Origin of the sequence: Citrobacter sp. EC_71, assembly GCF_019584005.1 — a bacterium.
In the GTDB taxonomy this organism is placed as follows: Bacteria; Pseudomonadota; Gammaproteobacteria; order Enterobacterales; family Enterobacteriaceae; genus Citrobacter; species Citrobacter werkmanii.
In genome coordinates, this window is the sequence record NZ_VDAY01000009.1 from 1 (window position 1) to 16,148 (window position 16,148).

A 16,148-nucleotide genomic window follows, 5' to 3' on the forward strand; every position below is an offset into this window, starting at 1 on the left:
GCTCAATGTGGCAGTTACTGAAAAAGGTCCGCCATTTTATGGAAACCGCCAGCCCATTCCCCGGAGGAAAACATGGCCAGGCAAAAGTGTAGCGGTATTAGGCGCAGCTATTTAGTCCGTTATTTAATGTCAACATTTAATAAATGCATAAATAACCAACAATATACTCATCAGGAAATTTATAAACTCACTTTAAAATGCGTAAAAATGGACATGTTAATTCAACATCAACACCATCTTCAGAAAACACATATATTCTGGTTTAAAAAAATCGCCCACTTTAATAATCCTGATCGGTTTAATTTGATCCATTAAAAGCAGGCAGATGTAAAAAAGGCGTCTTACAAAAGACGCCTTTTACATATTATCACAACAAATTAGAACTGATAGGTCAGACCCGCAACAACCTGGTTGTCGCCGTCAGCGCCATCAAGCAGGTTAATTTTATAACCTACATCAGCAACCATATTTTTGTTGAAGTAGTAGTCCGTACCCAGCGCCACATATTCGGTCAGGTCATTATTATTGTTGTCACGCGTATGGACATAAGCCACGTTCGGACGCAGACCAAAATCAAACACATACGCAGCCATTGCTTCAAAGTGCTCAGCTTTGTCCGCATCCTGAATCAGGTTGTGGGACTCACCATACATCGTCGCTACGTAGATGGCGTTAGCATCATACTTCAGGCCAGCACCCCAGAACTCTGCGTTTTCGCCATCCCAACCATTCTGTTTCTGCTGAGCAGTCACTGAACTGGTGGTGTAGGCCGCAATCGCAGACACGCCGGAATCGGCGATATTATCGTAGCCCAGGGAGAAGCCGTAGCCATTGCCATACTGTTTCGTTGGATCCTTATCGGTATCATCCTGACCCTGATATTGCGCGCCAAGGCTCAGGCCATCAACGGCACCAAACAGATTTTTGGTGCGGAGTGTTGCAACGCCAGAAGTGCGTGTAGTAAGGAAGCGGTCAGTATTTTCATAGGAGTCACCGCCGAACTCTGAAAGAGTGTCAGTGTAAGCTCCCACGTCGTAAGCGATACCGTAGTTACGACCGTAGTCAAAGCTAACGTCATGGCCATAATCCAGACCAGCAAACGCCAGACGTGTATTAACACCATTCTGAGAACCTTCTGCTTTAGCGGCATCAAACTGACTTTCAAACTGACCATAGCCAGTCAGTTGATCGTTGATTTGAGTCTCACCGCGAAAACCCAGACGTGCGTAGGTGCCGTCAGCATCGGTGCCGTCAGTCCAGGAGTGGACCGCTTTCACTTTGCCGTACAAATCAAGTTTGTTGCCATCTTTATTATAAATTTCCGCTGCATGAGCGGAAGTGATGCCTAATGCCATCACTGCTAATACCACTGCTGACTTTTTCATATTTTTACTCACTTTTAATTGTGAATTTTGCTATCAACTTTGTTATGAAGGCAGAAAGTCCTCATAAAAAAGCCCCCTGAATACCAAGGGGAGAAATCAAAAACACACCAATAAAGGCAATAATGAAGTGGCAATAAATAATTCACTACTCAGATTTCATTCAAAATCCGGAATAAGGTCAGCCAGGTTTACTCTTGATTCTCGCCCTGGTTAATAGAGCGATGTAGCATTAACGCCTCAGCGATAATATCTTGTTTACTTTTTCGCGTTTCAAATGCCAGCGTTCGGACATATTCCCACAGAGAATTATCAACACGGGCACTTAAAAGAACCATATCTTTAGATCGGGTACCCCTGGCTTTTCGGATATCGGGATAATCTCGAGAAGGCATCGTCATCATCTCCTGAACGCAATAAGACGCTTATGGCGATGAAATATGCAGTCAGTGTAAAAACATGTCAACGGTAAAAAACATTCACAATCGTAATAAAACTGTTAATAAAGCGAGGTAAAATGGAACGATATTTCAAGTGAAAGATAACTTGTTTATAGAATAATGTGTAATTTTAACTTTACATATATTCATTTTTATTCATTTGATTAAAAACGCATGAGCATTGACACGAATTATTACACTCAATCAAAACATCATTGCAGCCAATAAGTTACATACCGTTATTAATGTCTACTTTTATGCGAACTGCTTGTTTTTATGTACTGTTATGCAAAGCGGTTCTACCCAAACCACTGCCGGAATCACTTTGATTCTCACTTAATGCTGACCTGTTTTGTCTAAAAATAAGCACGAAAAGGTAAAAATAAGGTAAATAACCCATTTTTTCGCATGCAAAATTAAGTTGTTTTTAATTGATATAAATCAATTTACGTCGTGTAAAGACGGCGAAAAAATCCCGGCTGAGGCGCCAGACAAAATTTTTTATGTCCAATTCAGCACGATAAAAGGGGAATAATCACGAGGGAAAGTACCACACGGACCGAAGCTGTCCGTGTGGCTGAAGAAGCAAAATCAGGCGTTAACTTTATCCAGCGGCCAGGACTCGAACAGATAGCCATCAAAGTCGATATCATCGACATTTGAAAATTCCAACAGCCGTTGTTTGACGTTTTCCAGATGCTGCCACATTGCCAGCTTCGCCGCGCGGGCGTCCTTTTTAATTAACGCCGCCAGGATCTGCTTGTGGTCGACCATCCACTCTTTACGGTAATGAGTATCATCGAGGTGGCTATGAAGCTGGATCCACATCGGGTTGTTCTCACGCCACTGCCATGACTGGCGAAATAACTCCACCAGCATGCTGTTATGCGTGGCTTCAGCAATCGCCAGATGAAACTGCATGTCACCGCTTTCTGATCCATTCGGTTCGCTGGAGGCCAGCTCACGCTCTTCCAGTTGCAACGCCTGACGCATTTTCACGATATCTTCGCGAGTGGCCTGCAGCGCAGCAAATTCAGCGATGTTGCTTTCCAGCAACTGGCGTGCCTGCAGCAGTTCAAACGGACCGGCATCGTTGCAGTGATTTGCATCGGTACTGTCGATACTCTGCGCATCCGCATTGTCGAGCACGTAGATTCCGGCACCGCGACGCACGTCCACCAGTCCTTTAATTTCCAGCATGATTAATGCTTCGCGTACCACCGTGCGAGTGACATTAAGCATCTCAGCAATTTCACGCTCCGGCGGTAAACGCTCACCGGGCTGGTACGGCGTCTGGACAATCAGATCGCGGATCATGGCACCCACTTCCTGGTAGGGTCTTTGTTGAGAAGTGTTCGATTTCATCGTGTTATGTCCGTCAGAAGCGTGTAATCAGATACGGTGAATAGGTATCGAACTATAGCATTTGCGGCAGGTCAAAAACAGAAAACGGGTCAACCAAATCAGTATTTTGATTGACCCGTCATAGTTCGGGGAATTAAGCGTCAGCGCTTAGCGCGGCAACACACTCACGCGCGCCCAGCTCACACAGTTGTTGATACATGGCGATAACCGTCTCAACAAAGTCGGCGTTTTCCGCTAAATCATGGCCAAAAATACCGCTCAGCCCCAGCAGCGCCGTCACGCGTTCAGCCCTCTGGTACTGTTGGTTAATACGCTGGAATTCAGCCAGCATTGGGTCAACAACATCAATGGCCTGCCCCTGCTCATCCACGCCGTGGGTATAACGCATCCAGCCCGCAACGCCAAGCGCCAGGTGACGCCAGTCGCTGCCGTTTTGCAAATGCATACGTACCGGATCCAGCAGGCGCTGCGGCAGTTTCTGGCTGCCATCCATCGCAATCTGCCAGGTGCGGTGGCGCAGAGACGGGTTGCTAAAACGCTCGATCAGCAGCGTCGCGTAGGCGTTGAGATCGGTGCCTTCCGGCATCGCCAGCGTCGGCGCCTGTTCCTGCATCATCAGTGCAAACGCCGCTTTGCGGTACGCGGGATTCGTCATGGTATCGGCGATAGTTTCATACCCACCAAGATAGCCCAGATACGCGAGGAAAGAGTGGCTACCGTTAAGCATGCGCAATTTCATCATTTCAAACGGCACCACATCGGCAACGAATTGCGCGCCGACTTTATCCCAGTCCGGACGACCGTTGACGAAATTGTCTTCAATCACCCACTGACGGAACGGCTCACAGGCGATAGCACACGGATCGTAAACGCCCAGCTGGTCGGCAATTTCCTGCAACGTTTCTGGCGTCGCTGCCGGCACAATGCGGTCTACCATGGTGCATGGGAAGGTGGCGTTAGCTGCAATCCACTCCGCTAACTGCGGGTCGCGCGCCTGCGCCAGGCCCAGCACCGCGACTTTCGCCACATGACCATTTTCACGCACGTTATCGCAGGACATCACGGTAAAGGCCGCCAGCCCCTGCTCGCGACGCAGATGCAACGCCTGTACGATGTACCCAATCGCCGATTTCGGCGCGGTTGGGTTTGCCAGATCGTGCTTAATCAGTGGGTTATTGAGATCTAACTGGCCGCTGGCAGCGTCGGTGCAGTACCCTTTTTCCGTGACCGTCAGCGAGACAATCGCCGTCTGCGGGCGCGCCATGGCCTGTAAAATACCGTCGCAACCGTCAAGATCCGGGTGCAGCGCTTCTTTCATCGAGCCAATCACTTTCAGCACGGTGTTGTCCGCGCCCTTTTCCGCCACGGTATACCGCAGTTGCTGCTTGCGCAGATTTTCAATCAGTACGCAGTCGTTACCCGGCATCAGGTTAACTTCACAGATACCCCAATCGCTGTCGGTGGTTTCTAAGAGATGGTGGGTGTACAGCGCCTGATGCGCGCGGTGAAAAGCACCGCATCCCAGGTGAACAATACGGGATTGCAGGCGAGAACTGTCCCACGCCGGACGCGCAACCGGCAGGTTGCTACTGGCAATTGTCGTTGTCATCGTGAACTCCAGAAGCCGTTGGAATACCAACGGAAGAGAAAAGGAAAAAGCCGGTCAGACAGGTGACCGGCAAATCTGCTTTAACGGCTGAAGAAAGCGCGCTGGATAGCCATTTCAACACCGCGTACTTCCGCCAGCCCCTTCAGGCGACCAATCGCGGAGTAGCCGGGGTTGGTTTTCTTTTTCAGATCGTCAAGCATCTGGTGACCATGATCCGGCCGCATGGGGATCAGATCCTCTTTACCCTCAGCTTTACGACGTTGCTCTTCTTCGACGATCGCTTTCACCACTTCGTACATGTCAACGTCGCCGTTAAGATGCGCCGCTTCATGGAAGGTTTTCGGGTTATCTTCACGTAGCGTGGAGCGCAAATGGGTGAAGTAAATGCGCGGACCAAACTGTTTGATCATGTCAACCAGATCGTTGTCCGCACGGACACCGTAGGAGCCAGTGCACATGGTAAAACCGTTCGCCATGCTGCTGACCGTATCTACCATCCACTGCATATCTTCCACGGTGGAAACAATACGCGGCAGGCCGAGGATCGGGCGCGGCGGATCGTCCGGGTGTACCGCCATACGCACACCCACTTCTTCTGCCACCGGAATGATCGCTTTCAGGAAGACGGCAAAATTCTCGCGCAGCGCGGCTTTATCGATATCTTTGTAACGCTCAAGATGCTGACGGAACTGATCGAGGGTATAGCCTTCTTCCGCACCAGGCAGACCGGCGATGATGTTGCGGGTCAGACGCGCTTTGTCTTCCTCGCTCATGGTGGTGAAGCGTTCATTGGCCTGAGCAATCTCTTCGGCGGTGTAGTCTGCTTCCGCGCCCGGACGTTTGAGGATATGCAGCTCGAAGGCGGCAAATTCAATCTGGTCAAAGCGCAACGCTTTGGAGCCGTCCGGCAGGACGTATTCCAGATCGGTACGGGTCCAGTCGAGAACCGGCATAAAGTTGTAGCACACCGTGCGAATGCCGCACTGGGCCAGGTTACGCAGGCTCTGCTGGTAATTGGCGATCCACTGTTGATAGTTGCCAGAACGGGTTTTAATGTCTTCGTGGATCGGCACACTTTCGACGACCGACCAGACCAGGCCCGCCTGCTCAACAATCGCTTTGCGCTTTAGGATCTCATCAACCGTCCACACTTCCCCGTTCGGGATATGGTGCAAGGCGGTGACAACGCCCGTGGCACCCGCCTGACGCACATCCGCTAAGGTGACCGGATCGTTAGGGCCATACCAGCGCCATGTCTGTTCCATGTTTTATTCCTCGTTTACATTATGGACTCGACGATATGGCGCATAAATTCCTCCTTTTGGTATTACATGTCAACCTAAACGACAAAATTGGTTAACCAAATCACACTGAAAGGTGTTGAAATCCTATGTATGGCGCAAAAACACACGGTAAATATGTAAACATGTAACGTAATGTGACATCTATCGCATCAATGGTTAACCAATATATGTAACATCTCAACCAAAATCATAATGGTTCAACCAAAAGAAGGTAGACGTTTTATGCACGTTCTCAATATTCTGTGGGTCGTATTTGGCATCGGTCTGATGCTGGTACTTAATCTAAGATTCAAAATAAACTCGATGGTCGCCCTGCTGCTGGCGGCGCTCTCGGTCGGTATGCTGGCGGGTATGGATTTAATGGAGCTGCTGCACACCATGAAATCCGGTTTCGGCAGTACGCTGGGAGAGCTGGCGATTATCGTGGTGTTCGGGGCGGTCATCGGTAAGCTGATGGTTGATTCCGGGGCGGCGCATCAGATTGCCCATACGCTACTGGCGCGCCTCGGCCTGCGCTATGTGCAGCTGTCGGTGATCATTATTGGTCTGATCTTCGGTCTGGCGATGTTCTATGAAGTGGCGTTTATTATGCTGGCGCCGCTGGTGATCGTCATTGCTGCGGAAGCGAAGATCCCCTTCCTCAAGCTGGCGATTCCCGCCGTTGCCGCCGCGACCACCGCTCACTCCCTGTTCCCACCGCAGCCTGGCCCGGTGGCGCTGGTTAACGCCTACGGCGCTGACATGGGCATGGTCTACATCTACGGTATTCTGGTGACCATTCCGAGCGTGATCTGCGCCGGACTTATCCTGCCGAAATTCCTCGGCAACCTCGATCGTCCGACGCCGTCATTCATGAAAGCCGACGTCCCGGTTGACCAGAACAATCTGCCGTCATTCGGCGTGTCTATTCTGGTGCCGCTGATCCCTGCGATCATCATGATCTCCACCACCATCGCCAATATCTGGCTGGTAAAAGGGACACAAGCGTGGGAAGTGGTCAACTTCCTCGGCTCTTCACCGATTGCGATGTTCATCGCCATGATTGTTGCCTTCGTGCTGTTTGGTACCGCGCGTGGTCACGATATGCAATGGGTCATGAACGCCTTTGAAAACGCGGTGAAAAGTATCGCTATGGTGATCCTGATCATCGGCGCGGGCGGCGTACTGAAGCAGACCATCATCGATACCGGCATTGGCGACACCATCGGTATGCTGATGTCGCACGGCAATATTTCTCCGTACATCATGGCGTGGTTGATAACCGTGCTGATTCGTCTGGCAACCGGCCAGGGCGTGGTCTCAGCCATGACGGCGGCGGGAATTATCAGCGCAGCCATCCTCGACCCGGCAACCGGTCAACTGGTGGGCGTCGATCCGGCGCTACTGGTGCTGGCAACGGCGGCAGGCTCCAACACCCTGACCCACATCAACGATGCCTCGTTCTGGCTGTTCAAAGGCTACTTTGACCTGTCGGTGAAGGATACGCTGAAAACCTGGGGTCTGCTGGAACTGGTGAACTCCGTGGTGGGCCTGATAATCGTGTTGATCATCAGCATGATTGCATAACGTCTGTCCCGCTCTGGCCAGTAGCGCCAGAGCGGTTTTCCATCCCGTCTTAGCAATCCTCAATAATCAGATACACCGCCTTCACCGGGCCATGCACCCCAACCACCTTGATAAGCTCAATATCCGCCGTCGAACTGGGTCCACTGATAATGTTAATGCACGACGGCATACGCTCACCGGCCTGCGCTTTCTGATGCAGTTTTTCTGCCAGTTGCGCCACGCGTGGCAGGATGGTGCTTTTACGCAGCACGAAAATCGATGACTCCGGCAACAGGCTCAGGGAACGCCCACGCTCCGGCGCAGAAAACAGCACCACGCCGCCGGACTCAGTCAGGCCATACTCGGCATAGACCACGCCGACTTTAGCCTGCTCGGCCTGGGTAATATTTTCGCTACCGCGCGCCGGGTCCCAGACCATGGCGTTGCATGCCTGCTGTAAGCGTTCGGTAATGCCCAGTTCCACCAGCCGACTGTCGCCGCTCAGTACCACCGGTTGCGACCCCAGCTCCTCACACAGACGGAGCGCCGCGTCTGCCGCCTGATCCTCGCGGGTCAGTTCGCAGCGGGCCAGCATCACCTCGCTGGCAAACTGGATAAACGCCTCGCAGCGCTGCTCGGGGCTCAGTTCGGTCAGGCGCTCGTTGGCATAGTTGTTAACCGGCGCGGCATCCGCTTGTGGCTCGAAACGCAGCTGACGACCCAACGCCTGGGCGACGGTGTTTAAAAATGCGGTACGGTTATCCATTTTTTTTCTCCTGCGCCTGATGTTTCTTAAACCAACTGCGGAAACTCTCGCCGTCAGCATCAGGCAGATCGCGCGCCTCCATCCAGTCACCAATCGCGCCAACCTTAAGCGGCGTTTTACCGCCATTGATAAACCAGCTTGCCGCGTGGGCCCCGGCCATCATGCCGACCTTCCACAGCCCTGGATGGCTGTTGGCATAAGCGAACATTTTGATCGCCCGTCGCTCGGCTTTCGGGGTAATGCCCTCCTCGGCCATCACCCGGCGATGACGCAGGATCAGTTTTGACAGAGGGATCCGCACCGGACAGACGCTGTCACAGGCCGTGCACAGTGAACAGGCATACGGCAGGTCTTTAAAATCTTTATAGCCGCCGAGCAGCGGAGAGATCACCGCGCCGATGGGGCCTGGATAGATAGAGCCATAGCCGTGCCCGCCGATATGACGATACGCCGGACAGGTGTTCATACAGGCCCCGCACCGGATACAGCGCAGCACATCACGAAACTCTGAACCCAGCACCTGCGAGCGCCCGTTATCGACAATCACCAGATGAAATTCTTCCGGTCCGTCAACGTTATCCGCCTCACGCGGGCCGGTCAGCCAGGTGTTGTAGCCCGTCAGGCGTGCGCCCACGGCGCTGCGCGCCAGCATCGTGATCAGCACATCCACATCGGCAAACGTCGGTGCGATACGCTCCATACCCATTACCGCAATATGCGTTTTCGGCAGCGTGGTGCACATGCGCGCGTTACCTTCGTTGGTCACCAGACACACCGAGCCGGTTTCCGCCACGGCAAAGTTGCAACCGGTAATACCGATTTCGGCACTCAGGAAATCCTCGCGGATCTTCTGGCGAATGAATAAGGTCATGGCTTCCGGCGTTTCCGGGCCGTCGTAGCCCAGACGTTCGTGCAGCACACGGCGGATCTGATAGCGATCTTTATGAATAGCTGGGACCACTACGTGCGAAGGCGGATCCTGATCCAATTGCAGGATGTACTCGCCGAGATCGGTTTCGATCACCTGAATTCCGGCATCCTGCAGCACATGGTTAACGCCGATCTCTTCGGTCACCATCGACTTGGACTTCACCACTTTCTTCGCATTTTTATTCTGCGCGACCTGCAGAATGTAGCGGGTGGCCTCTTCTTTGGTTTTGGCGAAATAGACGTGCCCGCCGTTTTGCGTCACTTTCTCGGAGAGTTGATACAAGTAAGCATCGAGATTGCTCAGAACGTGATCGCGGATCTGGCTGGCACGATCGCGCCAGTCTTCCCAGTGGCCTAACTCATCGACCATTTTCTGTCGATTCGCGCCGATACGCTCCTGCGCATTGGCCACGGCTTTGCGCATGATCGGGTCTTCAATCTGCTGACGAATGCGCAGTTTAAATTCTACATCGCTGGTTTTTATCGACATTTACTTTCCCTCAGCGGCTCATCAGCACTTCAGCAATATGCATCACTTTGACCGGCTGACCTTCCCGTTGCAGTCGACCGCCAATGTTCAGCAGGCAGCTGACGTCTGCGCCAATCAAATATTCCGGCTTCGCATCCATCAGGTGGAAAACTTTCTCTTTCACCATCTCGCCGGATATTTCAGCCATCTTGACCGAGAACGTCCCGCCAAAGCCGCAGCAGGTGTCCTGATCGGCAAACGTCAGCAGTTCCAGCCCGCGCACGTTTTTCAACAGTGTGAGCGGCTCTTCCTTCACCCCCAGCTTGCGGGTCAGGCTACAGGAGGGGTGATATACGGCACGGCCATGCAGACTGGCGCCGACATCCACCACGCCGAGTTTGTTGACGATAAAAGAGGTAAGATCCTGCATACGCGCGGCAACGTTCTCAGCACGGATCGCCCACTCAGGTTCATCGGCCAGATAGGTCGGGTAGCTTTTTACCGCATAGGTGCAGGAGCCTGCCGGAGAGATAATCGGATCGTCGTTATCTTCCAGCGCGGCGATCAGGTTTTTCATCCCGGGGATCGCTTCTTTGATGTAACCGCTGTTGATGGCTGGCTGACCGCAACACCCTTGCTTCTCGGGGAAATTCACGCGACAACCCAGTTTTTCCAGCAGCAATACGGAGTCTCGTGCCATCCGTGATTTCAGTGCGTCACCAATGCAGGTAACAAAGAAATTTACATTCACAATAACTACTCCATTGCTTCATTTCTGTTTATTGCGCTTGATATTGCTATATCAAGCAAAGGTTCAATCGTCTTTCACACCCAGTTTTTCGGTTTGCTCGTTTTACTAATACCTGGGTTCATAATGATGCTCAGATCGTTTTCCTTTGATGGCGACTCTCCATTTCTTATATCAGGACAATCGCAAATGTCTGCATTTTCATTTGTATGACAAAACAAAATAATCCCCTAATCGACTCGGACATGCAATACCCAGGTTTATTTATTTCGGCATCGCTCACATTTTTATATTTAAAATCACAGCATTATTAACACCTTAACAATAGTTTCAGGGGATAACTATTCTCGTCACTACCATTATCAAAGAGGTTGTTAAATAACTACTTATGGGTATTCAGCTTGATCTTAAGTATATTTACACGGCGCTAATTCTTAATTAAAAGATTACAATAGTTACAAAACCACAAATCATAATTACTTTATCCACTGAAGCGATTCAGTTTACAGCTTTTATTAATTCAGCAAGGTAGCCTCCCCGCCATAAATATAAATCAGGTTTAATGAACCAATCGGGAATAGCAATGAACGAATATTTTATGTTTGCCCTGGCACTCTCTCCGTTACTACTAATGGTATTTTTAATATTAAAATTGAAAATGCCCATCCATTATTCTGTGCTAATCTCTTTAGTATTCACCGCCGCGCTATCGGCACTATTCTGGGAAATGCCCGTACAGAATTTGAAAGCCGCGATAGGCTATGGCGCACTGAAGGGATTATGGCCGATCGTGATTGTGATCCTCGGCGCTATCTTCAGTTATAACGTCATGCAGGCGACCAAAGCGCTGGATATTCTGCGCGACATTCTCGCCAGCATTAGCGAAGATAAGCGTATTCAGGTGCTGCTGATTTCATGGTGCTTTGGCGGATTTCTTGAAGCCGCGGCAGGTTATGGCACGGCGGTCGCCATCCCGATCGGCATTCTTATTGCGCTCGGATTCAACCCGCTGAAGGCGGCGATCGCCTCTCTGGTGGCAAATACCGTTCCCACCGCATTCGGCGCGGTCGGGATCCCGGTTTCTATTCTGGCGGAACAGGTTAATCTGCCGGTTTATACCTTAGGCGGAACCATTATTTTGCAGCTGGCGCTGTTTAATATCCTGCTGCCGTTTGTCATTGTCTGCATAATTGGCGGTGGCCTGAAAGCCATTCGCGGCGTATTTCTGATCACGCTGATGTGTGGCATCACCACGCTGGTTCCGCAATATTTTGTCGCTATCCATCTTGGCGCGGAACTGCCCGCCTTTGCCGGGAGCCTGGTCAGCCTGCTTGCCGTCGCGATGGTCAGCCGCCTGCGCAAAGGGAAAACCGATCCCGAATGGCGCATTGAGGTCAGCCATACCCGCGAAACCACGCCGCGCTCGGCAAAAGTGTTGTTCCGCGTGGGCTCTATCTATCTGTTTATTTTTGTCTTTATCCTGCTGTGTTCGCCGCTGTTCCCGACGATAAAAGCTGTGGCGTCACAACTGGCCTCGGTACTGCATTTCACGCTCGCCGACGGCAAAACGCTGGCGCTGAAAGTTGAATGGGTGACCACGCCGGGGATGCTGATCATCTTTGCGACCATTATCGGCGGTTTTATTCAGGGAGCATCGGCACGTGGGATGCTGGAAGTGTTTATCAAAACTATTTTCCAGCTTAAAAATTCCATTGTGGCGATTATGGCGATCGTCGCGCTGGCCACGGTGATGGATCTCAGTGGGATTATCTCCACGCTGGCCCAGTCGATTGTTGATTTGACCGGCAGCTCATATGTTTTCCTCGCCCCGGTGATTGGCGCGCTGGGCACATTTGTCACCGGCAGCGATACCAACTCGAACATTCTGTTCGGTAAACTGCAAACCATTGCCGCCAGTAAGCTGCATATCGATCCCAACTGGCTGGCGGCGGCCAACACCTCCGGCGCAACGGGCGGAAAAATGATTTCACCACAGAGCATCGCCATCGCAGTTTCGGCCACCAAAATGGACGGTCAGGCCAACCAGATAATGTCTGGCACCATGAAATACTGCTGCGCCTACATTGTGATCCTCGGCCTGAAAGTCGGTCTCTTTTATTACTGGTTTATGGCGTAACCCGTTGTCAACCCCGCCAAATTCGCGGCAATCGTATTTGACGAAGCGGTGACCATAAAGGTTTACACCGCCCCGGGATCGGAACGAGGTGACAGGCTTTACGATTTGTCGGCGCTGACTAAAATAGCGCCGATGTTTCAAATCGAGGATTGTTGTTATGTTGTTCTGGAAAAAGATGGTGAAGAAGTTCGACGCCTTTTCTGCGTTGATCCCACCACGCTACTTCCGCGTGTAATGCCTGATGGCGATTCGCTTATCAGGCCTGCGTTTCACGCTCATTTGTCGGCCGGATAAGGCGCAAGCGCCGCATCCGGCAACTAGCCCCCTTTCACTTGCGCAGCCCGCACGCCCTTAACACCCTGACCCACAGACGAAGCCACGCAAAACGGTAAACCAGCGGATGCTGAAATCGTAGCAATGTCATAAACATAACGCCTCCTGCGCTAGCGAAACGTTGGCAGCAGACCAAATACGTCCAGAACCACCGTCAGATAGACAACCGCCCCACAAATAATCACCAGATTGAGCACGGTGTTATTACACGGCGCGGTATAGCTGGCGGTCGGAAAACGTTTCCGCGCGGCCTTCACCAGGAACGGCGGCAGGATCACGCTCCAGATGGTAAAGGCCAGACCGGCGTAGCCAATCGCGTGCACAAAACCGTTTGGGAAGAAGAAGCACACGGCGGCTGGCGGGAAGTAGGTAACCAGCGCGGTTTTCAGGCGGCCCATGCCGTCATCCGGGAAGTGAAACAGGTCGGCGATATAATCGAACAAGCCAAGCGTCGCCGCCAGCAGAGAACTGGCTACTGCGAAGTTGCCGAAGAAGGTCAGGATCAGATCCATATACCGGCTGGTGAACAGCTCGCTGATGGCCTCGACAAACACATCGATATTGCCGCCTTTGGCGATAATTGGCGGGAATGCGGAACGGCTGATGTTACCCATCGTGACACCCAGCCAGAAGATATACAGTAGCAGGGCAAACAGCGTACCGATGATAATCGAACGCGTGATATTTGGGACTCCACTCTTGCCATAGAGCTTGACCAGGCTCGGCACGTTACCGTGAAAACCAAACGAGATAATGCAAAACGGCAGCGTCATCAGGATATACGGCAGATACTGCGAATTAGGCAGCGCCACCGCTACGCTGTCGACAAGTTTTGCCACTTCGATATGGCCTACCAGTCCGGAGAAGGTGGCAAAGAACGCTACAAACTTACCGATAATCAGCACGGTAGTGATGCGTCCAACCAGCAATGAGCTGTACCAGGCAATTGCCCCAACCAGCATACTGACGATAATCACCGAGATATTTGCCGGAAAACGTACACCACTGTATTTGAATACGGTTTGCGCCATCACTGCCGATGAACCGGAGATATAGGCATAGGTCAGAATATACAGCACAAAACCGAAAGCGATACCGACCACGATATTCCACTTACGGCCTAATAAATCCTGGGTAAAGGTATTAAAACTGGCACCAGCGCCATAATGCAGGTTAACTTCAACCAGCATCAGGCCGGTTAATAACATCATGATGGCAATAAAAAGAAGAATAACCGACGCACCGGGGAACCATACGCCGGCCATCGCAATCGGCAGGGAAAACATTCCGCCACCCACTACGGTCGCGATAACCAACATGGTTCCGCTAATCAGTCCGGGGGTACTACTCTGTCGCTCAATGGCATTAATATCCATGATAAATGTTCCTGTAGACTATTCGTTATAATTACAGCTGTCATTTGTACATCATGCGGATAATAAAAATGTCGGAGTCAGGGTTTACTTTTTATAGTTATGTCACGGTAACGGACACCGCAAAGGCTTCCTGTTCATGGAAAAAGAAGACAAAAAAGCCCCATCGCCAGATGGGGCCATAATAATTATTTAGATATAATCAAAGCGTGCGGTAAAGAAACGCAACTGCTTCGGCTCGTAAATAAACTTCAGCCCGCGAATATCTTCTTTGTGCTGGTAAAGTTTAATAATACCGTCAGCCACCACATCCATATGCGCGTAGGTATAAACGCGGCGTGGAATCGTCAGACGCACGGTTTCCAGTTTCGGTCTGTGGTGTTCGCCGGTCACGTTATTACGGCCCGCAGAGATAATACCGCGCTCCATACTACGTACACCAGTTTCCACATAGATGCTGGCAGCCAGGCTTTGCGCCGGGAACTCGTCCTGCGTCAGGTGCTCGCAGAAGCGACGCGCATCGAGGAATACCGCGTGACCACCCACCGGTTCAACAATCGGTACGCCAGCAGCTTTCAGCTTGTCGCCCAGGTAGCGAACCTGCTTCACGCGGTGCTCAATGTACTCATACTGCATGGCTTCGCGCAGGCCAATCGCCATGGCTTCCATATCGCGTCCGGCCAGGCCGCCGTAGGATGGCATCCCTTCGTAGACCACGACTAACTCTTTGGCAGCAGAGAACATTTCGTCATCATTCATGCACAGGAAACCGCCGATATTCACCAGACAGTCTTTTTTACCACTCATGGTACAACCGTCGGCGTAGCTGAACATCTCATGCACGATCTCTGCAATGCTCTTGTTCTCAAAGCCCTGCTCTTGCTCTTTGATAAAGTAGGCGTTTTCTACGCAGCGGGTAGCGTCGTAGAATACTTTAATGCCGTGTGCTTTTGTCAGTTCACGTACCGCACGCATGTTTGCCATCGATACCGGCTGCCCGCCCGCGAGGTTAACCGTCACCGCCAGGCAGATATAGGCAATATTCTCGGCGCCTTTTTCGTCAATCAGCTTTTGTAATTTTTTAAGATCGATATCACCTTTAAACGCAATATTCAGACCGGCATCGTGCGCTTCGTCACGAACAATATCAACAAATACCGCACCATTTTTTTCCTGGTGATAACGGGTAGTGGTGAAATACATATTCCCGGCAACATATTGCCCTGGTTTAATTGCCAACTGCGATAACAGGTTTTCAGCACCGCGTCCCTGGTGAGTCGGAACAATATGTTTAAAGCCAAACAGTTCCTGAACCGTTCTTTCCAGATGATAGAAGTTTTCGCTGCCCGCGTACGCTTCATCACCCATCATCATTCCGGCCCACTGCTTGTCGCTCATTGCGTTGGTGCCACTGTCGGTCAGCAGGTCAATATAAATATCTTTCGAATTTAACAGGAAAGTATTGTAACCCGCTTCCTGCATTTTCTTAAGGCGTTCATCACGCGGGATCATAGATACAGTTTCAACGCTTTTAATACGGAAGGGTTCTGCCGGATAATTCATTTTGTTTCTCCAGTAACAGTGGTCATGTACGTATTAATGTGAAGTAAAGCATACCTGGTTCATCAATAAAGTCTGATGAAATATAACTATTCGCCTCCTGCGTCAGGGGGTGAAATAATGTGCAGGCACTATGCAAGATTTAATTGATTATGGAAATAGTCCGAGCAACATTAATCACTGGCAA

The 16,148-nt window shown here is 51.1% G+C and carries 13 protein-coding genes; 3 read left to right on the forward strand and 10 right to left on the reverse strand.

Annotated features, from left to right (window positions below; genetic code table 11):
- The coding region (locus FHD02_RS24395; protein ID WP_039391442.1) for a hypothetical protein at positions 1 to 92 on the forward strand (92 nt) is incomplete at its 5' end.
- Between the two features lie 285 nt (positions 93 to 377).
- On the opposite strand, the gene FHD02_RS11635 is transcribed toward FHD02_RS24395, so the two are convergent.
- The 5 genes from FHD02_RS11635 to uxuA form a co-directional block, all read right to left on the reverse strand.
- Positions 378 to 1,385, reverse strand: coding sequence for a porin (locus FHD02_RS11635; RefSeq protein WP_220393889.1), 1,008 nt, complete (start codon positions 1,383 to 1,385; stop codon positions 378 to 380).
- A 188-nt stretch (positions 1,386 to 1,573) separates the two neighbouring features.
- Complete coding sequence (locus FHD02_RS11640) at positions 1,574 to 1,786, reverse strand: hypothetical protein (protein WP_370602398.1); 213 nt, start codon at positions 1,784 to 1,786, stop codon at positions 1,574 to 1,576.
- A 627-nt stretch (positions 1,787 to 2,413) separates the two neighbouring features.
- Positions 2,414 to 3,187 carry a Uxu operon transcriptional regulator gene (gene uxuR / locus FHD02_RS11645; protein ID WP_137361737.1) on the reverse strand — a complete coding sequence of 258 codons (774 nt, stop codon included), beginning with the start codon at positions 3,185 to 3,187 and terminating at the stop codon, positions 2,414 to 2,416.
- Positions 3,188 to 3,320: 133 nt separating this feature from the next.
- Entirely contained in the window at positions 3,321 to 4,796 is a 1,476-nt protein-coding gene (locus tag FHD02_RS11650) for a fructuronate reductase (RefSeq protein ID WP_220393890.1), read from the reverse strand.
- Positions 4,797 to 4,876: 80 nt separating this feature from the next.
- The gene (gene uxuA, locus FHD02_RS11655) at positions 4,877 to 6,061 is read right to left on the reverse strand and encodes a mannonate dehydratase (protein WP_137361735.1); all 1,185 of its coding nucleotides are present in this window, start codon (positions 6,059 to 6,061) and stop codon (positions 4,877 to 4,879) included.
- 261 nt (positions 6,062 to 6,322) lie between these two features.
- Here uxuA and gntP point away from each other — a divergent pair, with 261 nt between their 5' ends.
- Positions 6,323 to 7,666: a gluconate permease GntP gene (gene gntP / locus FHD02_RS11660; protein ID WP_038636883.1), complete on the forward strand. Its 1,344-nt coding sequence runs from the start codon at positions 6,323 to 6,325 to the stop codon at positions 7,664 to 7,666.
- 49 nt (positions 7,667 to 7,715) lie between these two features.
- On the opposite strand, the gene FHD02_RS11665 is transcribed toward gntP, so the two are convergent.
- The 3 genes from FHD02_RS11665 to FHD02_RS11675 are packed head-to-tail and all read right to left on the reverse strand — an operon-like array spanning position 7,716 to position 10,561.
- A complete protein-coding gene (locus tag FHD02_RS11665; RefSeq protein ID WP_137371428.1) occupies positions 7,716 to 8,411 on the reverse strand; it encodes a lactate utilization protein C in 696 nt (231 codons plus the stop codon).
- A complete protein-coding gene (locus FHD02_RS11670) occupies positions 8,404 to 9,831 on the reverse strand; it encodes a LutB/LldF family L-lactate oxidation iron-sulfur protein (RefSeq protein WP_079225573.1) in 1,428 nt (475 codons plus the stop codon). Before FHD02_RS11670 ends, FHD02_RS11665 begins: the two co-directional genes overlap by 8 nt.
- A 10-nt stretch (positions 9,832 to 9,841) precedes the next feature.
- The gene (locus FHD02_RS11675; RefSeq protein WP_042312620.1) at positions 9,842 to 10,561 is read right to left on the reverse strand and encodes a (Fe-S)-binding protein; all 720 of its coding nucleotides are present in this window, start codon (positions 10,559 to 10,561) and stop codon (positions 9,842 to 9,844) included.
- A gap of 580 nt (positions 10,562 to 11,141) precedes the next feature.
- On the opposite strand from FHD02_RS11675, the gene FHD02_RS11680 reads away from it, so the two are divergent.
- Positions 11,142 to 12,695 carry an L-lactate permease gene (locus tag FHD02_RS11680; protein WP_137361091.1) on the forward strand — a complete coding sequence of 518 codons (1,554 nt, stop codon included), beginning with the start codon at positions 11,142 to 11,144 and terminating at the stop codon, positions 12,693 to 12,695.
- A 443-nt stretch (positions 12,696 to 13,138) separates the two neighbouring features.
- On the opposite strand, the gene FHD02_RS11685 is transcribed toward FHD02_RS11680, so the two are convergent.
- A complete protein-coding gene (locus tag FHD02_RS11685; RefSeq protein ID WP_220393891.1) occupies positions 13,139 to 14,404 on the reverse strand; it encodes an aromatic amino acid transporter in 1,266 nt (421 codons plus the stop codon).
- A 189-nt stretch (positions 14,405 to 14,593) separates the two neighbouring features.
- Complete coding sequence (locus FHD02_RS11690) at positions 14,594 to 15,964, reverse strand: tyrosine phenol-lyase (protein ID WP_038636869.1); 1,371 nt, start codon at positions 15,962 to 15,964, stop codon at positions 14,594 to 14,596.
- Positions 15,965 to 16,148: the final 184 nt, after the last annotated feature.

What these genes read in the sequence shown, in the direction of transcription:
- FHD02_RS11665 (WP_137371428.1), bottom strand. Translation starts at nt 8,411, where the DNA reads ATGGATAACCGTACCGCATTTTTAAACACCGTCGCCCAGGCGTTGGGT.
- FHD02_RS11685 (WP_220393891.1), bottom strand. Translation starts at nt 14,404, where the DNA reads ATGGATATTAATGCCATTGAGCGACAGAGTAGTACCCCCGGACTGATT.
- uxuR (WP_137361737.1), bottom strand. Translation starts at nt 3,187, where the DNA reads ATGAAATCGAACACTTCTCAACAAAGACCCTACCAGGAAGTGGGTGCC.
- uxuA (WP_137361735.1), bottom strand. Translation starts at nt 6,061, where the DNA reads ATGGAACAGACATGGCGCTGGTATGGCCCTAACGATCCGGTCACCTTA.
- FHD02_RS11650 (WP_220393890.1), bottom strand. Translation starts at nt 4,796, where the DNA reads ATGACAACGACAATTGCCAGTAGCAACCTGCCGGTTGCGCGTCCGGCG.
- FHD02_RS11670 (WP_079225573.1), bottom strand. Translation starts at nt 9,831, where the DNA reads ATGTCGATAAAAACCAGCGATGTAGAATTTAAACTGCGCATTCGTCAG.
- FHD02_RS11640 (WP_370602398.1), bottom strand. Translation starts at nt 1,786, where the DNA reads ATGATGACGATGCCTTCTCGAGATTATCCCGATATCCGAAAAGCCAGG.
- FHD02_RS11680 (WP_137361091.1), top strand. Translation starts at nt 11,142, where the DNA reads ATGAACGAATATTTTATGTTTGCCCTGGCACTCTCTCCGTTACTACTA.
- FHD02_RS11635 (WP_220393889.1), bottom strand. Translation starts at nt 1,385, where the DNA reads ATGAAAAAGTCAGCAGTGGTATTAGCAGTGATGGCATTAGGCATCACT.
- gntP (WP_038636883.1), top strand. Translation starts at nt 6,323, where the DNA reads ATGCACGTTCTCAATATTCTGTGGGTCGTATTTGGCATCGGTCTGATG.
- FHD02_RS11690 (WP_038636869.1), bottom strand. Translation starts at nt 15,964, where the DNA reads ATGAATTATCCGGCAGAACCCTTCCGTATTAAAAGCGTTGAAACTGTA.